This is a genomic window from Ruegeria sp. AF8 (assembly GCF_056541825.1).
This window is the reverse complement of sequence record NZ_JBQFYW010000010.1, coordinates 26,515-41,161: the sequence shown is the minus strand read 5'-3', so window position 1 is coordinate 41,161 and position 14,647 is coordinate 26,515. Positions and strand designations below refer to the sequence as shown.

Genomic DNA, 14,647 nt, shown 5'->3' with positions numbered 1-14,647 from the left:
CATATATTAGTATACTAATGACAAGCGAAGGATTGAACATGACGGAAACCACTTCAAAACTCGTGATCAAGAATATCGGCTTGCTGTTGACCGGAAAGATTGAGGCCCCGATCGCCGACGGCGATTGTGTGATCGCGATCAATGGCAAGATCAGCGCCTTCGGCTATGAGAAAGACCTTGATACCGAAGGGGCGACGACAACAGTCGACGCACATGGCACCACCCTTGCACCCGGCCTGATCGACAGCCACATTCATCCCGTTGTGGGCGATTACACCCCGCGTCAGCAACAGTTGCATTGGATTGATTCGACCCTGCACGGCGGTGTCACCACCATGATCTCGGCAGGTGAAGTGCACATGCCGGGCCGTCCGAAGGACGTTGTTGGCCTCAAGGCGATGGCAATCGCCGCACAGCGTTGGTACGAGAACTTTCGCCCTTCCGGTGTCAAGGTTCTGGCTGGCGCGCCAGTGATCGAGCACGGGATGGAAGAACAGGATTTCAAGGACCTCGCGGATGCAGGCGTGAAATTCCTGGGCGAGGTCGGACTAGGGACCGTGAAAGACGGAAAAACAGCCAATCAGATGGTCAACTGGGCGCGCAAATACGGCATTCAATCAACAATACATACTGGTGGACCGTCGATTCCCGGGTCCGGGCTGATCGATGCCGATATGGTGCTTGAGACGGGGACCGACGTTGTCGGACACATCAATGGCGGCCATTCCGCTTTGCCGGATGATCAGATCGTGTGCCTTTGCGAAAGTTGCACCAAAGGTCTGGAAATCGTCCATAACGGAAACGAGCGCGCGGCCCTTCTGACCCTGAACACGGCGCGCGAGTTGGATAAGCTTGATCAGATCATTCTCGGCACCGACGGTCCGGCCGGATCCGGTGTTCAGCCCTTGGGTATCATGCGCATGGTGTCGATGCTCTCAAGCCTCGGAAACGTGGATGCCGCAACAGCGTTTTGCTTTGCCAATGGCAATACTGCCCGTCAGCGCGAACTGGATGCCGGGCTTCTGGAACCGGGTTTCTCGGCGGATTTTGTTCTGATGGATCAGGCGCAGCACGCCCCGGGCAAGGATATACTGGAATCGGTGGAACTCGGAAACTTGCCCGGTGTCGGCATGACGATCATCGACGGAGAAGTCCGGTCAACACGGAGCCGAAACACACCGCCCGCACAACGACTACCTGAAGTGTTGGGGTGAATTGGTAGTCAACAGCCCCTTCAAGGCCGTCGGCGGGTGCTGTTGCTGTCTGACATCAGCACCCATGGAACAGGCTAGGCTGATTGCGTAGAGGAGGATTTCAGGCTCATCGCAACCATCAGAGAGTGGAGATGAGAATGAAATCCGGGAAATCCAAAGCAGCGGCGGAGAGGGTCGTCAAAGACATCCGCAGGAAGACAAGGCGTCAACATTCCGCAGAAGAGAACGACGGGAAAGAGTCCAATTTGCCAAATGCTGCGTTCTGCAACAATGTCAGATTCTTTGGACAAACACCGCAACGTGGCAAAATTAGAAACAGCTTGCTTGGAGAGAGCAGCACACTAGTTTTTAGTGTTTGGTGATTTGTCCGCCTCCGACAAAGTGCAACCGTTTGGGCCGACTCAAAACTGAACACCCCGGCTACGCTAGGTTTGATGCGCTTTCCGTACCTTGGGCCTCCGGGCTGTTTCTGTTGGAGTCATAGGGAACCAATCGGCACACCGAACAAAACACTGAGCCCGGTGTGGACAAATATGATCGACAACGTCTGCAGGACAACATCAAGGTGGTCAATCAATCCGAAGAACAGGAATACGGCCGTGACAAATACCGTGATGGTTAGCGTGCGCGTGGCCAGACAAGTCTCCGGGACCAGAAGCGGGATCAGAAACCACCAAGGTGTAGCCATGAATGCAAAAAGCGCTCCTTCCAGTATCCACGACAACGGCTGTGTCAGCGGGTCGAGAACGAATTTGAGGCTGTCCTTGATTGTAAGAGATCCCTGCTCGACACCGGCGATCATGTCCGGGGTTTGAGGGATTTTTTTACAAGCCTCGCCTCGTGAAGGGCATCCAGCGATGGAAACGGAAGGGCCTCGTTGTTCTCTGAGCTGCCACCATTGGTCTGAGCTAGCAACTGAGCCATGCTCATGGGAGAGTCCGTCACGTCGGTATCGCACCCGTCACGCAAACCCAAACTATCAAAAAACTTCTCGTAGCTCGCCACGTTCTGGGCCTTCCGCTTTCTGGGCATCAACCTGATCCGACGCAGTGTCTTCCCGGATCTGGCTGTTTGTCCGGGAGTTACTTCAGAACGGACGACAGTTTCCCGCGGGCCTCATCGCTCAGCCAGCTTCCCCACTGATCCTTGTTGTGTGTCAGAAAGTTAACCGCCTCCTCCTCGGCAGAGGCATTGTTGTCTTCCATCCAGGCCAGTACCCCGTTCATCTGTTCGTTGTTGAACGAAATGTTTGACATCAACTTAGCGATCTCGGGTTCACGCTGTTGGAAATCGGTCGTGACGGCTGTTTTGACTACCGCACTCGGTAGGTTGAGATGCCGGGTTCAGAACAGTCCTTGGAACCGCTACAGGTATGCGTTTCAATATCATGCACGCCGATATCGACTAGGACCATCGGGTATTTGCCCAGAACAGCGGTTGGAGCCCAGTAAAAGCCGAACCAGGGTTTCTGGTCCGCATAGGCAGAAGCGATGGCGGTTGCCAGAGTTTCGCCTGAACCGTGATCAAACACTTCGATCCCCTTAACTTCCATTCCGATGACACGATTCATGTTGTCATTTACGGTTCGACAGCCCCAGCCATCCGGGCAATTGTCAAACCGGCGGGCAACGAGGTCGGGGTTGGCCAGAATACCATCAAGAGCAGCCGCTTCGGGATGCGCATCGACCACATATTGCGGTACCCACCAACCTTCGATACCGCCATCTGACAGCATGTCGGCCAGTTCGACCAGCTAACCGTCGGCTACGAGTTCGGCATAGGCTGGGCCGTATTGACCCAAAGCTCGGTCAGAATGTCAGGGGTGCCGGTCTCTGCAACTGATGTCAAAGCTGTCGGTGTCGAGGATGGAACGGTCGTGACGGTACAACCATACCCCTGTTCCATCAGAAATTTGGCCACTGAAGTCACGACATTGACCGAAGCCCAGTCCAATTGCGTGATGGTCACATCACCGTAGCCTTTGGCCCAAGCAGAGGCGGCAAGGCTTATGGCAAATGCGGATGTCAAAAGCAGTTTTTTTCATTTTCCCTCCCAAGTTTGGCCTGGCGCCGCCAGAAGTTCGATATGCTATGATTTGCGACGCTCCCACAGCATCCTGAAACGGAGGACAGCTAATCGATTGATTAGACTATTTCTGATCAATGGTATCATAATTTAAAATTTATCCGATGCAGATCCTAAGAAAGAAAGATCACATGCCTCGTCAATCAGCCCCCAAAGATCTCAGTCTCAAATGGCTGGAGATCTTTCAGATATGCGCACAGAAAGGTTCGCTTCAGGCGGCATGCAAAGAAACCGGCCTGACCATCAGCACGGTTTCACATCATCTGCGTAATTTGGAAGATCACCTTGGGGTCGAGTTGTTCAACCACTCCCGCAGGCCAATGGTATTGACCCCAAAGGGGCAGGTTTTTCTACGCAATATAGATGATGCTCTTTACGCCATTCGCAAAGCTAAGGCCGAAGCCTCGGCTGGAAGTATTGCAGACGCAAGTTATCTGAGGATCGGCACGATTGAGGACTTTGCTAGCGATATCATACCGGAACTGGCTGTCTTCCTGTCGGGAAACATGTCGTCTTGCGACTTCATGTATCAAACGGATTCCAGTCACGCGATTATCGAAATGCTGCGCAATCGTCATCTCGATCTGGGAATCACGACCACACCGGATGAAAGGCTGCGCGATCTGCAGGACCGCCCGTTGCTACGTGACCCCTTTGTTGTGGTGCTGCCCCGATTTAGCGAGCAGTCATTGACGGATATTGTCGAGGGCCGCGCCAAACTTCCGTTCTTGCGGTTTTCAAGCAACCTGATCATAGCGCGGCAAATTGAATCGCAGATGCGGCGACTGGGATTGACGGCTCCTTCTAATTTTGAATGCAGCAACAACCAGACACTGATGGCCATGGTTGCAGCAGGGGCCGGATGGACCATCACTACCCCACTGCTGTTTTCACGGGCAAAACGGTTTCAACAAAAACTGACGATGCACCGTTTCCCAGGAAAGAGCTTTTCACGCACATTGGCCGTTGTCGCGACACCCGATTGCTCCAGATCCGTTCTGAAACTGATTGACAGCAAAATGCGGAGCTTACTACGCGAACAGGTTATTTCTGCGCAGGTTCAGCAAATGCCATGGCTTTCCGACAGCTTCAAACTGGTAGACTGATGCAGGTGTCAGGACACCAGGATGTTGAACCGGGACCGGATTTCCTGCTCTTGCTCCGGGGTCAGATAGGCCGGGTTGTGGCTACTCAATATCTCACGGGCTTTGATTTTGGCACGCCACCAAGCATCCTGAGCTCCGTTTTCAGCCCATGTGCGCGGTTCGTTGCGGTCTGCAAGCGTCGGATAGAAGTAATCGCGCTCCATCGCGTCATATGTATGCTGACCACCTAGAAAATGGCCCTCTCCCAATACAGCGTCGCAAATGGTCTCGAACCCCAGGTTCTCATCCGTCACCTCAATCCCGCGCAGCGCACGGTAGGTGTTCGAGTGCATTTCGTCATCCAGCACGAACCCTTCGAAACTTGCCCCCAGCAGCGATGCGGTCATTCCTGAGCTTTCATAAATCAGGTTGCCGCCTGCCAGTGCCGCCGCCATCGAGGTGATGCCCTTTTCCATGCCGTACTGAGCGTCAATGGCCTTGGCGTCAGTCATCGAACAGGCCACCCCTGACGGCAAGCCCAGCAAGTTCGACAACTGCGCCGAGGCCGCGTTCAGCACTGCCGTCTCGCCGCTGCCGCCGGAAAACGCACCGGTGCGCAGGTCAATCACCAGCGGCCAGTTGGAGAACACCATAGGATAGCCGGGCTGGATGGCGTGTACCATCAGCAGGCTTCCAAGTGTTTCGGCAAGAGATTGCGCCAGAAAGCCGGCCAATGTGGCAGGCGCAGTCGCCCCGGCCTGCGCCGCAGTGATGCAGGAGATCGGAATGTTATGCCGGATACACTCATACACGACACCCACCGCATCCTCGCCATAGCGCATAGGTGAGATCATCGGGCTGATATGGGCCTTCATAAAAGGGCGCTTAGAAAACTCTCCCCGGCCGCCTGCCGCGATATCCAGCATCTCAACTATCGGGGCAACATACTCGGCCAGCGTGAACGAGGTCGCCGTGGGTTTGGTGGTGTTCTTCAGCAGCGCAAAAACAGTGTTGACGTCCAGATCGTAATTGTCGGACACATCAGTTGCCACGCAGCAACGCGTGAACCAGCTGACATTGGCCAGCGTGTCCTGGAGCCGTGTGAAATCATGAAGATCTTCCAGGGTCGACGGGCGGTAGATCCCGCTGTCCATATCCAGCGTCTGTACAGCTGCGCCACCGGTGCCGAAGTACACTTTGTTGCCACCGACGTCGATCGAGCGCCCCGGGTCGCGACCATGCAGGGTAAAGGTCTTGGCGGCCTGATCAATTGCCTCTTCAACCAATGAAGGCGGAAACAGGACACGTCCGTTGCCATTGTCGATGGCACCGATGGCCAGCAGATCGGCGTGCAGCCTGTCCGGCACTTCGCCGATGCCCAGTTTTTCGAGCAAGTCAAGCGCGGTATCGTATATGCGCCGCAAATCAGAATCGCTGAGTGGTTTGTATGTGCCGCCAATTTGGCCAGGGGGGCACGGGTCCACTGCAGGCTTTGCTGCACGTTGAGCAAGACGTTCTCTGCGTCCGCCTCTTTTTCCACGCTGTCCAGCCATACCAAGTCCTTTGAAGCAGGGGCTACAGCTGTAATTCAGAGGATTGGATGGTACTTAGCGCAATACTTGCCGCCATTATTTTAGATAATCGTATTCTAAATTCGAAATTGCATGAAAACAGAGCCGCGTGATTGCCCGGACGGCAATCTGGAGGTCTATCTTTTCGAAATTGTTCCGGAGGCTCTCTTCAATGAAAACTCGCACCAAAGTTGTTGTCATTGGCGGCGGCATTGCCGGGTGTTCGACGCTCTACCATCTGACCCGAGAGGGATGGAGTGACGTTGTTCTCGTCGAGCGAAATGAACTGACCAGCGGCACTACATGGCATTCCGCGGCACAGGTGACGAATTTCGGCATGAACCAGACAATGGTGGGCCTCAAGACCCACTCGATCAATCTGTACAAGGAACTCTCCGAGAACCCCGAATATCCGATCAACTATCATCATGCCGACGGAGGTATTCGGCTGGCGAATACCGAAGAGCAGATGCAGGGCTACCGTCACTTCGCCTCAATGGCGCGTGGGATGGCGGTGAATTTCGAAGTAATCGACGCCGAAGAATGCGCGCGCCGCCACCCGCTGATTTCAACCACAAACCTGTTGGGCGGATTGTGGGACCCTCTGGACGGTGACATCGATCCGGCGCAGCTCTGCCAGGCACTGGCTTATCACGCGCGCAAGGCGGGTGCCGAGGTTTACCGCAACACGCCTGTCACCGCACTGACCCAGCACAAGGATGACACCTGGACCGTGCATACCGAACACGGCGACATCGATTGTGACGTCGTCGTCAACGCCTGCGGCTACCGTGTGAACGAAGTGGGTGCAATGATGGGTGTTCACCACCCGGTTGCCTCGATGGAGCACCAGTATTTTCTGACCGAAGACATCCCGGGTATTGCCGAGGCCGGCCACCGGATGCCGCTGCTGCGTTGCCCGATCAGTGACTACTACTCCCGACAGGAAAAGGGCGGCTTGCTGGTCGGCTTTTATGAGCAGGATTGCAAGACCTGGGGCATGGACGGCATCGACTCGAACTTCGTAAATGCGCTCTGCCCCGATGATCTGGACCGCGTAATGGACGTGCTGGCGGGTGCTTTCGAACGCATGCCTGCGCTGGAAGAAACCGGTATCCGCTCCATAGTCAACGGCCCGATCACCTATACTATCGACGGCGCTCCGCTGGTGGGTCCGATCCCGGGTAAGCGCAACGCGTTCTGCATCATCGGGTTGCGGGCTGGTTTGGGTGAAGGGGGCGGCCACGGCTGGCTGCTGGCGCAGCAGATCGTGCATGGCGAAGCCTGCTACGATACTTGGTGCATAGATCCGCGCCGCTTTACCGGTCACACCAACGTGGAACTGACCTCGCTTAAGGCTATTGAAGACTACCAGAACGAATTCCGGTTCCATTTCCCCCATGAGCACCGCCCCGCCGGACGCCCAGCCAAAACAACCCCTCTGACGCCGGTTCTCGCCGCCGAAGGGGCCGAGTTCACCGTTGTGAACGGCTGGGAGCGGATGGACTACATCAAGCCTTCTCCTGATTTTCACCCCACGCTCAGTTTCAACTTCGACGAAACCTTTGGCATCGTCGCTGCCGACGTGAAGAACGTTCAGGAAAATGTCGGCCTGTGCGAGGTCAACGGTTTCAACCGGTTGGAAATCACCGGCGCGGATCGCCACAATTTTCTTGACCGCATGTTCTGCGGCACTGTTACAAAACGCGATGGCCGTGTTGGCCTGGGTTACCTGCTGAACCACCATGGCATGGTCAAGAGCGAGGCCACAGTGGCCAACTTACCGGCCTCGGACCGCGGAGCGGAACGGGTCTGGTACGGTTCTGCCGCGGCCAGCGAGTTCCACGACATGGATTGGCTCACTCAGCACATCCACAAAGATGAAGACGTGCAAATCCGCTCGCTGACCAACGATCAGACCATCCTGGTTCTGGCCGGACCCAAGGCACGGGAGGTGCTTTCGGCCTGCGCCCGTGGCGACTGGTCCAACGAGGCCTTCCCCTGGCTGTCCGCCCGCGAATGTTTCATCGGCATTGCCCCTGCCACTGTGTTGGGCGTCAGCTTCTCAGGCGAGTTGGCCTATGAAATCCACGTCCCCAATGCCTCGCACTACGCTGCCTATCTCGCACTGCGCAAAGCAGGAGAAATTCATGGCCTCAGACTGTTCGGTGCAAGGGCGGTGGAATCGATGCGCATGGAAAAAGGCTTCCTGCATTGGAAGTCCGATATCCTAACGGAATTTGACCCTTTTGAAACCGCGCTGGACCGCTTCGTAAAGCTCGACAAAGGTGACTATATCGGCAAGGAAGCCCTGCTGAAACGCAAAGCCGAAGGCGTCCGCAAGAAACTCGTCACCCTGAAAGTGGACACGACCCACGCCCCGGCTCACGCTGGTGCCTCGCTGATGCAGGGCGATATGGTGGTCGGTACCATCACTTCGGGCGACTGGGGGCACCGAGTAGGTATGAACCTGGCCTATGCCTTTGTCGACCCCGGTCTGGCCAAAGAAGGCAGCACCTTGCAACTGGATATGTGTGGTAGTCTGGTGGACGCCAAGGTTATCGCTCCGTCGCCCTATGATCCCAACTATGAGCTGACGCGCGGCTGAGCCTGTCATGAAGGTTGTTCGTGTCACAAACCTGGCGGAGCATGGGTTTGTTCCGACCGAACTGGCTCTGGTGCTTGACGTATTGCGCATCTCCACGCGGCTGGGCTCCGGCGTCCGCTTTGATCACCTAGTTAACACTATGCAGGATGCCCCCGCTGGTCGAAGGAAAAGGGCAGCCTCGTGCACGCTAGCTCATTTCAGACCAGCTGTAACGCCCTGCCTGACCATTTTGTGGTCTTAGGCGGAAAAGGCATTCGGATTTCATTCCGCGGGCTCAAAGGACGTTTTGCATGGATGAAACGCAAAGAGGTCGGCATTACACTGCTGTCCGGCGCTGCAGCCGAGTGGAAGTTTCTGCATCCCGATACAGATCAAATTGCCAACCATTGGGAAAACCAGCAGGTGGACAGGGACGCGGGATGCTCGATCGAGAGCCATTTGCCCTTGTTTACTCAGAAAGCGCAAGTTACGACCGGGTTCGGCATGGCGTCAACCGCGGATTTAGTGTTGATGCGGATCGTGGCACCGCAATCGCTGCACTTGGCCCAATCTGTCGCCCAAGTGCTTTTGATAGGCGACATTCGGGATGGCGCGGTCACTCAGCCGCGCAGCGAAAACGATGTGATGCCCCTACGCCACAGCAATCTCGAACCCATCATCGCCGCCATGAAAAACGCGCTCGAGACACCCTTCTCGACCGCCCAACTGCCTGAAATTTTGGGTTCTTCTGTTCGTCAGATGGAGCGCAAGTTCAAAGCGCTAGTTGGCCGGAGCCCTGCATCTTTTTTTAGGTTTTTGCGTTTGCGCCGCGCGAAAGCGCTGGTTGAACAGACTGTATTGCCCATTACAGAAATTTCCGTGGCCTGCGGTTTTGGAAGCCCATCGAGTTTCGCACAAAAGATACATCCAGGAATTCGGGATCTCCCCTTCCAAACGGCGAGCTCAACTGACCGCAGGCCCGCAATGGCGCTGCTCTTTGGCATCGCGGTGCATTTTCTCAGCGAAGATGGGACTTGCCCCACGGGCGTCGAATTTACCGCGCGCAGCGATTTGCGTTTCGGCGTAGCACTTCTGGGCGCGGATCAGCCTGGAGTTATTGACAGGGCTGAGCCAGATCCGACGTTTGATGAAGCGGTGGTCCTGCTCAATCACGTTGTTATCCGGCATGAATGAGCTCGACGCCCCAATCGGGGGTTCTTAGACCTCGATGTGGATTACTGTTGATCCACCGGGATTGGGGCGTTGGGAGCACGAAAGGCGGGCAGGCCGAAGTATCTCATGAGCTGTGAGCTCGAGTTGTTATCTGGCCGCCCCTTCGACTTGCCCGGTTGCGCTGCGAGCGCGAATCCGTAGTTGTCGTGTAGCCCGCTGGCTCCCTTGGTTGCTGACCATGAAAAGGAGCCAGCCATGAAGATCATTGCCCTTGATGTGCATCGTACCTTCGCTCAGGTGGCGATCCTGGAGAATGGCAAGATCCGGGATGCCGGTCGCATTGAACTTGAGCGTGAACACATCCTGAAATTCGCCGAGCAACTTAGCTTGGATGATGAGATCGTCCTGGAAGCGACAGTCAACACAAAGGCCATAGTGCGGCTGCTGTCCCCTTTTGTGAATCGCGTTGTCATCTCAAATCCACTGCTCGTTCGCGCCATCGCCTGGGCCAAAGTCAAGACCGACAAGATCGATGCAAGTGTTCTGGCGAAGCTTCACACCAGTGGCTTTCTGCCAGAAGTCTGGATGCCGGATGAAGAAACGGAACGGCTGCGTCGGGTCGTGGCTGAGCGGGTGCAGCTAGTTTCCCAGATGACGCGTCTCAAGAACAGGATCCATTCGGTGCTGCATGCCAATTTGATCCCGCCGTACAATGCGTCTCTTTTTACAAAGCGTGGGAGAAAATGGCTGGAGGACCAACCCGTCGCGCAAGACCAGCGGCGCGTCATCCTCCGTCATGCCGGCGAGCTAGACCGTCTCGGTTGCGAACTCAAACAGATCGATGAGGACCTTGCACAAACAGCGCTTCAAGAGCCGCGCGTGAGACAGCTGATGACGATCACCGGTGTCAACATGATCGTTGCACTAAGTGTTCTGGCCGCAATCGGCGACATCGAGCGTTTCCCATCTCCAGAAAAGCTGGTCAGCTACTTCGGGCTCAATCCTCGGGTGCGTCAATCCGGTGACAAACCCGCCTACCACGGCCGCATCACCAAGCAGGGTAGATCACATGCGCGGGCGATGCTGGTTGAGGCAGCCTGGTCAATTTCACGAACGCCAGGCCCGCTACGCGCCTTCTTCAGGAGGATCAAAGAAAAGCGGGGCAACCAAGTTGCTGCTGTTGCGACGGCGCGCAAGCTGACGGTCGTCGTCTGGCACATGTTGTCCAAAGGTGAGGAATACATCTGGAGCCGCCCCGCTCTCTTGGAATGGAAGCTGAGAAATCTGGAACTGGCCGCCGGATACCCCTCTCGCCGCGGTGGCAAGACAAAGGGCTCCGCTGCTGACTACAGCTTGAATGCGGTGCGCGACCGGGAGAGGGAGGCCACCGGCCACGCAGAGGAATTCTACCGCCGCTTCGTCGCGAAGTGGAAGCGACAATCTCCCATGGCCAAGCCGGTTTCGCCTCAGCTCGCTAACAACGAACAAGCGGCCAACGCTTCACAAAGCTCTTGTCAAATACATCCGTGAGGTATTTCCGCCTAACTATCTCGATCAGTATCGGACAACCAATGCATTTGAGCATCTTGTAGATCGCTTTGATCCGGGCTGTGTTCGCACCGCTTTTGTCGATGACGATCTTACGTGGCAGCCCGTTGACTTCGAGCGCGCGGGCAAAAACTTCGTTGCCGCGGCTTCGTTCCGGCGTTTCGACAGCATGAAACCAAGTGTATTGCCAAACTTTTCGATGGCGCGATTGAGGTATACCCATTCGCCCTTCACTTTCACAAAAGTCTCATCCATGCGCCAACAACGATCCGCAGCACGCTGTCCAAATCGCGCGGCTTCAGACGCCAGCCCGGCATATTTACCTGCTCAACGGTTTAGCGCCGTATGATCCAGGTCCACGCCACGTTCGGCCATGATTGCTTCCAGATCGCGGTATGACACACCATAGTGCAGGTAGAAGAAGGCCGCGTGTAAGATTACATCCTTTGGGAAGTGCACACCCTTGAATGAAATCATCATCTTCCGCACACCTCGGACGATATTCGGTCCGCCGACATCACAAGCGTTTCAGTTCAAACAGACAGCCCCATAAGTTTGCGCCAGAACCAAATTTGACATGCTATTGTAAAGACATAGGAAAAGCGCTTTCTACAACCTATAATGGAAACCAGATAACTTCCATCTCCAAGATTTACCAGAAAAGTGATCAGGGGATGTCCATTCCATCAGAACCAACGAGTGCCGCGACATTTTCAATCAGAACAAATCTCGGGTTTGTGATTGATTATACGTGAATTGATGTCGCCTTCGAATTGTGTTGTCGTTTCTGTCTGAGTTCAGAACGGCAACCTGCGTGAGCATGGTTGAACAAATTATGAGCTGCAGGATTTGCCATGCCAAGCACCGCTCGCCGACGGGTTCGTCGTAGCTCGAGTATTTCAGAGCCTTCAATAGTTACGGGTGCTCGCCGCGAGATACCCACCTATGACCTGATGGGCGAAGAAGGTCTGGAAATGATCGAGGCGCATTCGGAACAATTGTTGAAGGAGATCGGCGTACGGTTTATCGACGACCCAGAGGCCCTGACGCTCTGGCGTGAAGCCGGAGCGGAAGTAAGAGGAAATCAGGTGCGGTTCCCGCCCGGTCTGTTGCACACGTTGCTCAAGACTGCGCCGAAGGTCTTTCAGCAGTACGCGCGCAATCCTGCGCGGACAATCGAACTTGGGGGCAACAATGTTGTTTTTGCACCAGCTTACGGTATGCCTTTTGTCAGCGACATCGATAGTGGGCGCCGGTATGGCACCATCCGGGATTTCGAGAATCTGACCAAGCTTGTCTACGCATCGCCCTGGCTGCACCATTCCGGCGGAACAACCTGCGAGCCGACCGATCTGCCGGTCAACAAACGGCATCTGGACATGGTCTATGCCCACCTCAAATGGAGCGACAAGCCATTCATGGGTTCGGTGACCGCGCCTGAACGGGCGGCCGACAGTATAGAGATGGCAGGCATCGTGTTCGGTCGTGACTTTCTGGAAGAAAACTGCGTGATCATGGGCAACATCAATATGAACTCGCCATTGGTTTTCGACCACGCGATGTCGGGTGCAATCCGCACCTATGCGGCGGCCGGGCAGTGCCCTGTCATCGTGCCCTTCGTGCTGGGCGGTGCAACCGCACCAGTGTCGATGATTGCTGCCGTTATGCAAGCGTATTCCGAGGTGCTGGTGGGTTGCGCTCTGGCGCAACTCGTCCGTCCCGGAGCGCCGGTGATCTTCGGCAACTTTGTAACTTCGGTGGATTTGAAATCCGGCTCACCTTCCTTCGGCACACCCGAATCGGCGCTCGCATCCTATGTGGCCGGGCAACTGGCGCGGCGCGTGGGCCTGCCGGTCCGGTGCTCGGGCGCGTTCACCAGTTCCAAACTGCCGGATGCGCAGGCGATGATGGAAAGCGTGACCGCGTTGCACGCCTCGGTTCTGAGCGGTGCAAATTTCGTGCTACAATCTGCAGGCTGGCTGGAAGGAGCGCTGACGCTGTCCTATGAAAAACTAGTCATGGACGCGGATTATCTGGGTGCGATGCATCGCTTCCTGAAGGGTCTGCCTATTGAGGAGGACGCCTTTGCTATGGACGCTTTTTCCGAGGTCGGGCCCGGTGGGCATTTCTTCGGCTGCGCCCACACAATGAGGCACTACAAGAGGGCATTTTACGATGCCGAATTGTCGGATACCCAATCATTTGAGACATGGTCTGAACAGGGTGCGTCGGATATGGCGAGACGCGCCAATAGGAAGTGGAAAGAACAACTCAGAGTCTATGAACCGCCGCCGCTGGATGAGGGGATAGATGACGGGTTGCGCGATTTCATGGCCCGAAAGAAGGAACAGCTTCCGGATATCTGGCACTGAAACTCGGGATGGGATCGTCATATGTGGACAGCCCGTGATTTGCAAGAGTTTTCTAAGTGGTTGAGATCTTTTAGCTAGCTCTCATTTGTCCGGCCTGTTTTGGCGGTGTATAGGTCCGCTGGCCTTGATGAAGCCCGCGTCCCGGGTGCCTATCAATTAACCAGGCTGTGACGCCCTGACGATACCACGGGATGTTCCGATTGTGGCTGCATTGATCATCATCACTTGGATGGCTCTTGCATCCGGGTTTGCCGCAGGTGCTCTGCCGTCCGAAATTTATGCTGTGCTGTAGGATCCTCCTTTTGCCAGAACGGCCCAGACGATCCGGGCGGTCTTGCTGGCCAATACCACGCTCAACAGCCGAGATGGCTTGCGCTCAAGTAGATGGCGCAGCCGTTCCCCAGTTCGCGTTTGTCTTCGGATGGCATGTCTGAGAACAGCCGTCGCGACGACGAGAAGCTTTCACAGGTATTTTTTCGGCTTCAGACGTCCCTGCTCCAATCGTATTGCCTAGGCTGACTTCATAGCACCCCGGATTCAGCAACCGTCTGGTGACTTTGGCGACATTTGAAGGGGCGTGGCCCCATCGTACGGACAGTCCGTTACGCAAGATGGCTTCGTCAGCTGGGCCAACAACCGTTTTGCGGCTCTCTTGTTGTGCCTGGGCTGGAGGATTTCCTCCAGAACGACTCCGTGTTGATCAACGGCGCGCCACAGCCAGAATGACCTCCCCGAAATCTTCACGGCGACTTCGTCCAGATGCCAGACATCGCCAGGCCGGCAATGCCGCCGCCGCAGGTTCCGGGCGATCTGCGGTCTGTATTTGTCAGTCCAGCAGTGGATCGTTTCACAAGTCACGTCGATGCCGAGCTCCAACAACATATCCTTAATTTTGCGCAGGCTCAGATTGAAGCGAACGTACAGTCAAACGGCGTGCGCAATGATGTGAGGTGGGAAGCGGTGGCGCTAGTAGCTCATCGACGGGTTTTGCGCCCGGTCCACCTACGCGGAA

The 14,647-nt window shown here is 55.7% G+C and carries 12 protein-coding genes and 3 pseudogenes; 7 read left to right on the top strand and 8 right to left on the bottom strand.

Features of this window, described 5'->3' with window-relative positions; genetic code table 11:
- Window positions 1–38: 38 nt before the first annotated feature.
- On the top strand, window positions 39–1,214 hold the full coding sequence (locus tag ACR0AO_RS15940) for an amidohydrolase family protein (RefSeq protein ID WP_480605298.1): 1,176 nt from the start codon (window positions 39–41) through the stop codon (window positions 1,212–1,214).
- A gap of 137 nt (window positions 1,215–1,351) precedes the next feature.
- The gene (locus ACR0AO_RS15935) at window positions 1,352–1,576 is read left to right on the top strand and encodes a hypothetical protein (RefSeq protein ID WP_480605296.1); all 225 of its coding nucleotides are present in this window, start codon (window positions 1,352–1,354) and stop codon (window positions 1,574–1,576) included.
- A 116-nt stretch (window positions 1,577–1,692) separates the two neighbouring features.
- Here the strand turns inward: ACR0AO_RS15935 and ACR0AO_RS15930 are convergent, their stop codons facing one another.
- The 4 genes from ACR0AO_RS15930 to ACR0AO_RS15915 form a co-directional block, all read right to left on the bottom strand.
- Window positions 1,693–2,016 carry a hypothetical protein gene (locus ACR0AO_RS15930; RefSeq protein WP_480605294.1) on the bottom strand — a complete coding sequence of 108 codons (324 nt, stop codon included), beginning with the start codon at window positions 2,014–2,016 and terminating at the stop codon, window positions 1,693–1,695.
- Between the two features lie 280 nt (window positions 2,017–2,296).
- A complete protein-coding gene (locus ACR0AO_RS15925) occupies window positions 2,297–2,482 on the bottom strand; it encodes a hypothetical protein (protein WP_480605627.1) in 186 nt (61 codons plus the stop codon).
- Window positions 2,483–2,526: 44 nt separating this feature from the next.
- Complete coding sequence (locus ACR0AO_RS15920) at window positions 2,527–2,949, bottom strand: glycine betaine ABC transporter substrate-binding protein (RefSeq protein ID WP_480605292.1); 423 nt, start codon at window positions 2,947–2,949, stop codon at window positions 2,527–2,529.
- Between the two features lie 29 nt (window positions 2,950–2,978).
- Entirely contained in the window at window positions 2,979–3,242 is a 264-nt protein-coding gene (locus ACR0AO_RS15915; RefSeq protein ID WP_480605290.1) for a glycine betaine ABC transporter substrate-binding protein, read from the bottom strand.
- A gap of 188 nt (window positions 3,243–3,430) precedes the next feature.
- Between ACR0AO_RS15915 and ACR0AO_RS15910 the strand changes: the two genes are divergently transcribed.
- Window positions 3,431–4,405, top strand: coding sequence for a LysR family transcriptional regulator (locus tag ACR0AO_RS15910; protein WP_480605288.1), 975 nt, complete (start codon window positions 3,431–3,433; stop codon window positions 4,403–4,405).
- 8 nt (window positions 4,406–4,413) lie between these two features.
- Here the strand turns inward: ACR0AO_RS15910 and ACR0AO_RS15905 are convergent, their stop codons facing one another.
- Complete coding sequence (locus tag ACR0AO_RS15905) at window positions 4,414–5,937, bottom strand: trimethylamine methyltransferase family protein (protein WP_480605286.1); 1,524 nt, start codon at window positions 5,935–5,937, stop codon at window positions 4,414–4,416.
- Between the two features lie 190 nt (window positions 5,938–6,127).
- Here ACR0AO_RS15905 and ACR0AO_RS15900 point away from each other — a divergent pair, with 190 nt between their 5' ends.
- The 3 genes from ACR0AO_RS15900 (at window position 6,128) to ACR0AO_RS15890 (ending at window position 11,245) form a co-directional block, all read left to right on the top strand.
- Complete coding sequence (locus ACR0AO_RS15900) at window positions 6,128–8,563, top strand: GcvT family protein (RefSeq protein WP_480605284.1); 2,436 nt, start codon at window positions 6,128–6,130, stop codon at window positions 8,561–8,563.
- Window positions 8,564–8,857: 294 nt separating this feature from the next.
- On the top strand, window positions 8,858–9,736 hold the full coding sequence (locus ACR0AO_RS15895; RefSeq protein ID WP_480605282.1) for a helix-turn-helix domain-containing protein: 879 nt from the start codon (window positions 8,858–8,860) through the stop codon (window positions 9,734–9,736).
- Window positions 9,737–9,970: 234 nt separating this feature from the next.
- Window positions 9,971–11,245, top strand: coding sequence for an IS110 family RNA-guided transposase (locus ACR0AO_RS15890; protein WP_480605281.1), 1,275 nt, complete (start codon window positions 9,971–9,973; stop codon window positions 11,243–11,245).
- Here ACR0AO_RS15890 and ACR0AO_RS15885 read toward each other — a convergent pair.
- A pseudogene (locus ACR0AO_RS15885) lies at window positions 11,211–11,743 on the bottom strand (IS6 family transposase); the annotation flags it as partial. The gene ACR0AO_RS15890 and the pseudogene ACR0AO_RS15885 overlap by 35 nt on opposite strands.
- Before the next feature lie 374 nt (window positions 11,744–12,117).
- On the opposite strand from ACR0AO_RS15885, the gene ACR0AO_RS15880 reads away from it, so the two are divergent.
- Complete coding sequence (locus ACR0AO_RS15880) at window positions 12,118–13,635, top strand: trimethylamine methyltransferase family protein (protein WP_480605279.1); 1,518 nt, start codon at window positions 12,118–12,120, stop codon at window positions 13,633–13,635.
- A 481-nt stretch (window positions 13,636–14,116) separates the two neighbouring features.
- Here the strand turns inward: ACR0AO_RS15880 and ACR0AO_RS15875 are convergent.
- Window positions 14,117–14,247, bottom strand: a pseudogene (locus ACR0AO_RS15875) (hydroxymethylglutaryl-CoA lyase); the annotation flags it as partial.
- Window positions 14,248–14,250: 3 nt separating this feature from the next.
- Window positions 14,251–14,580: pseudogene (locus ACR0AO_RS15870) on the bottom strand (IS6 family transposase); the annotation flags it as partial.
- Window positions 14,581–14,647 lie beyond the last annotated feature (67 nt).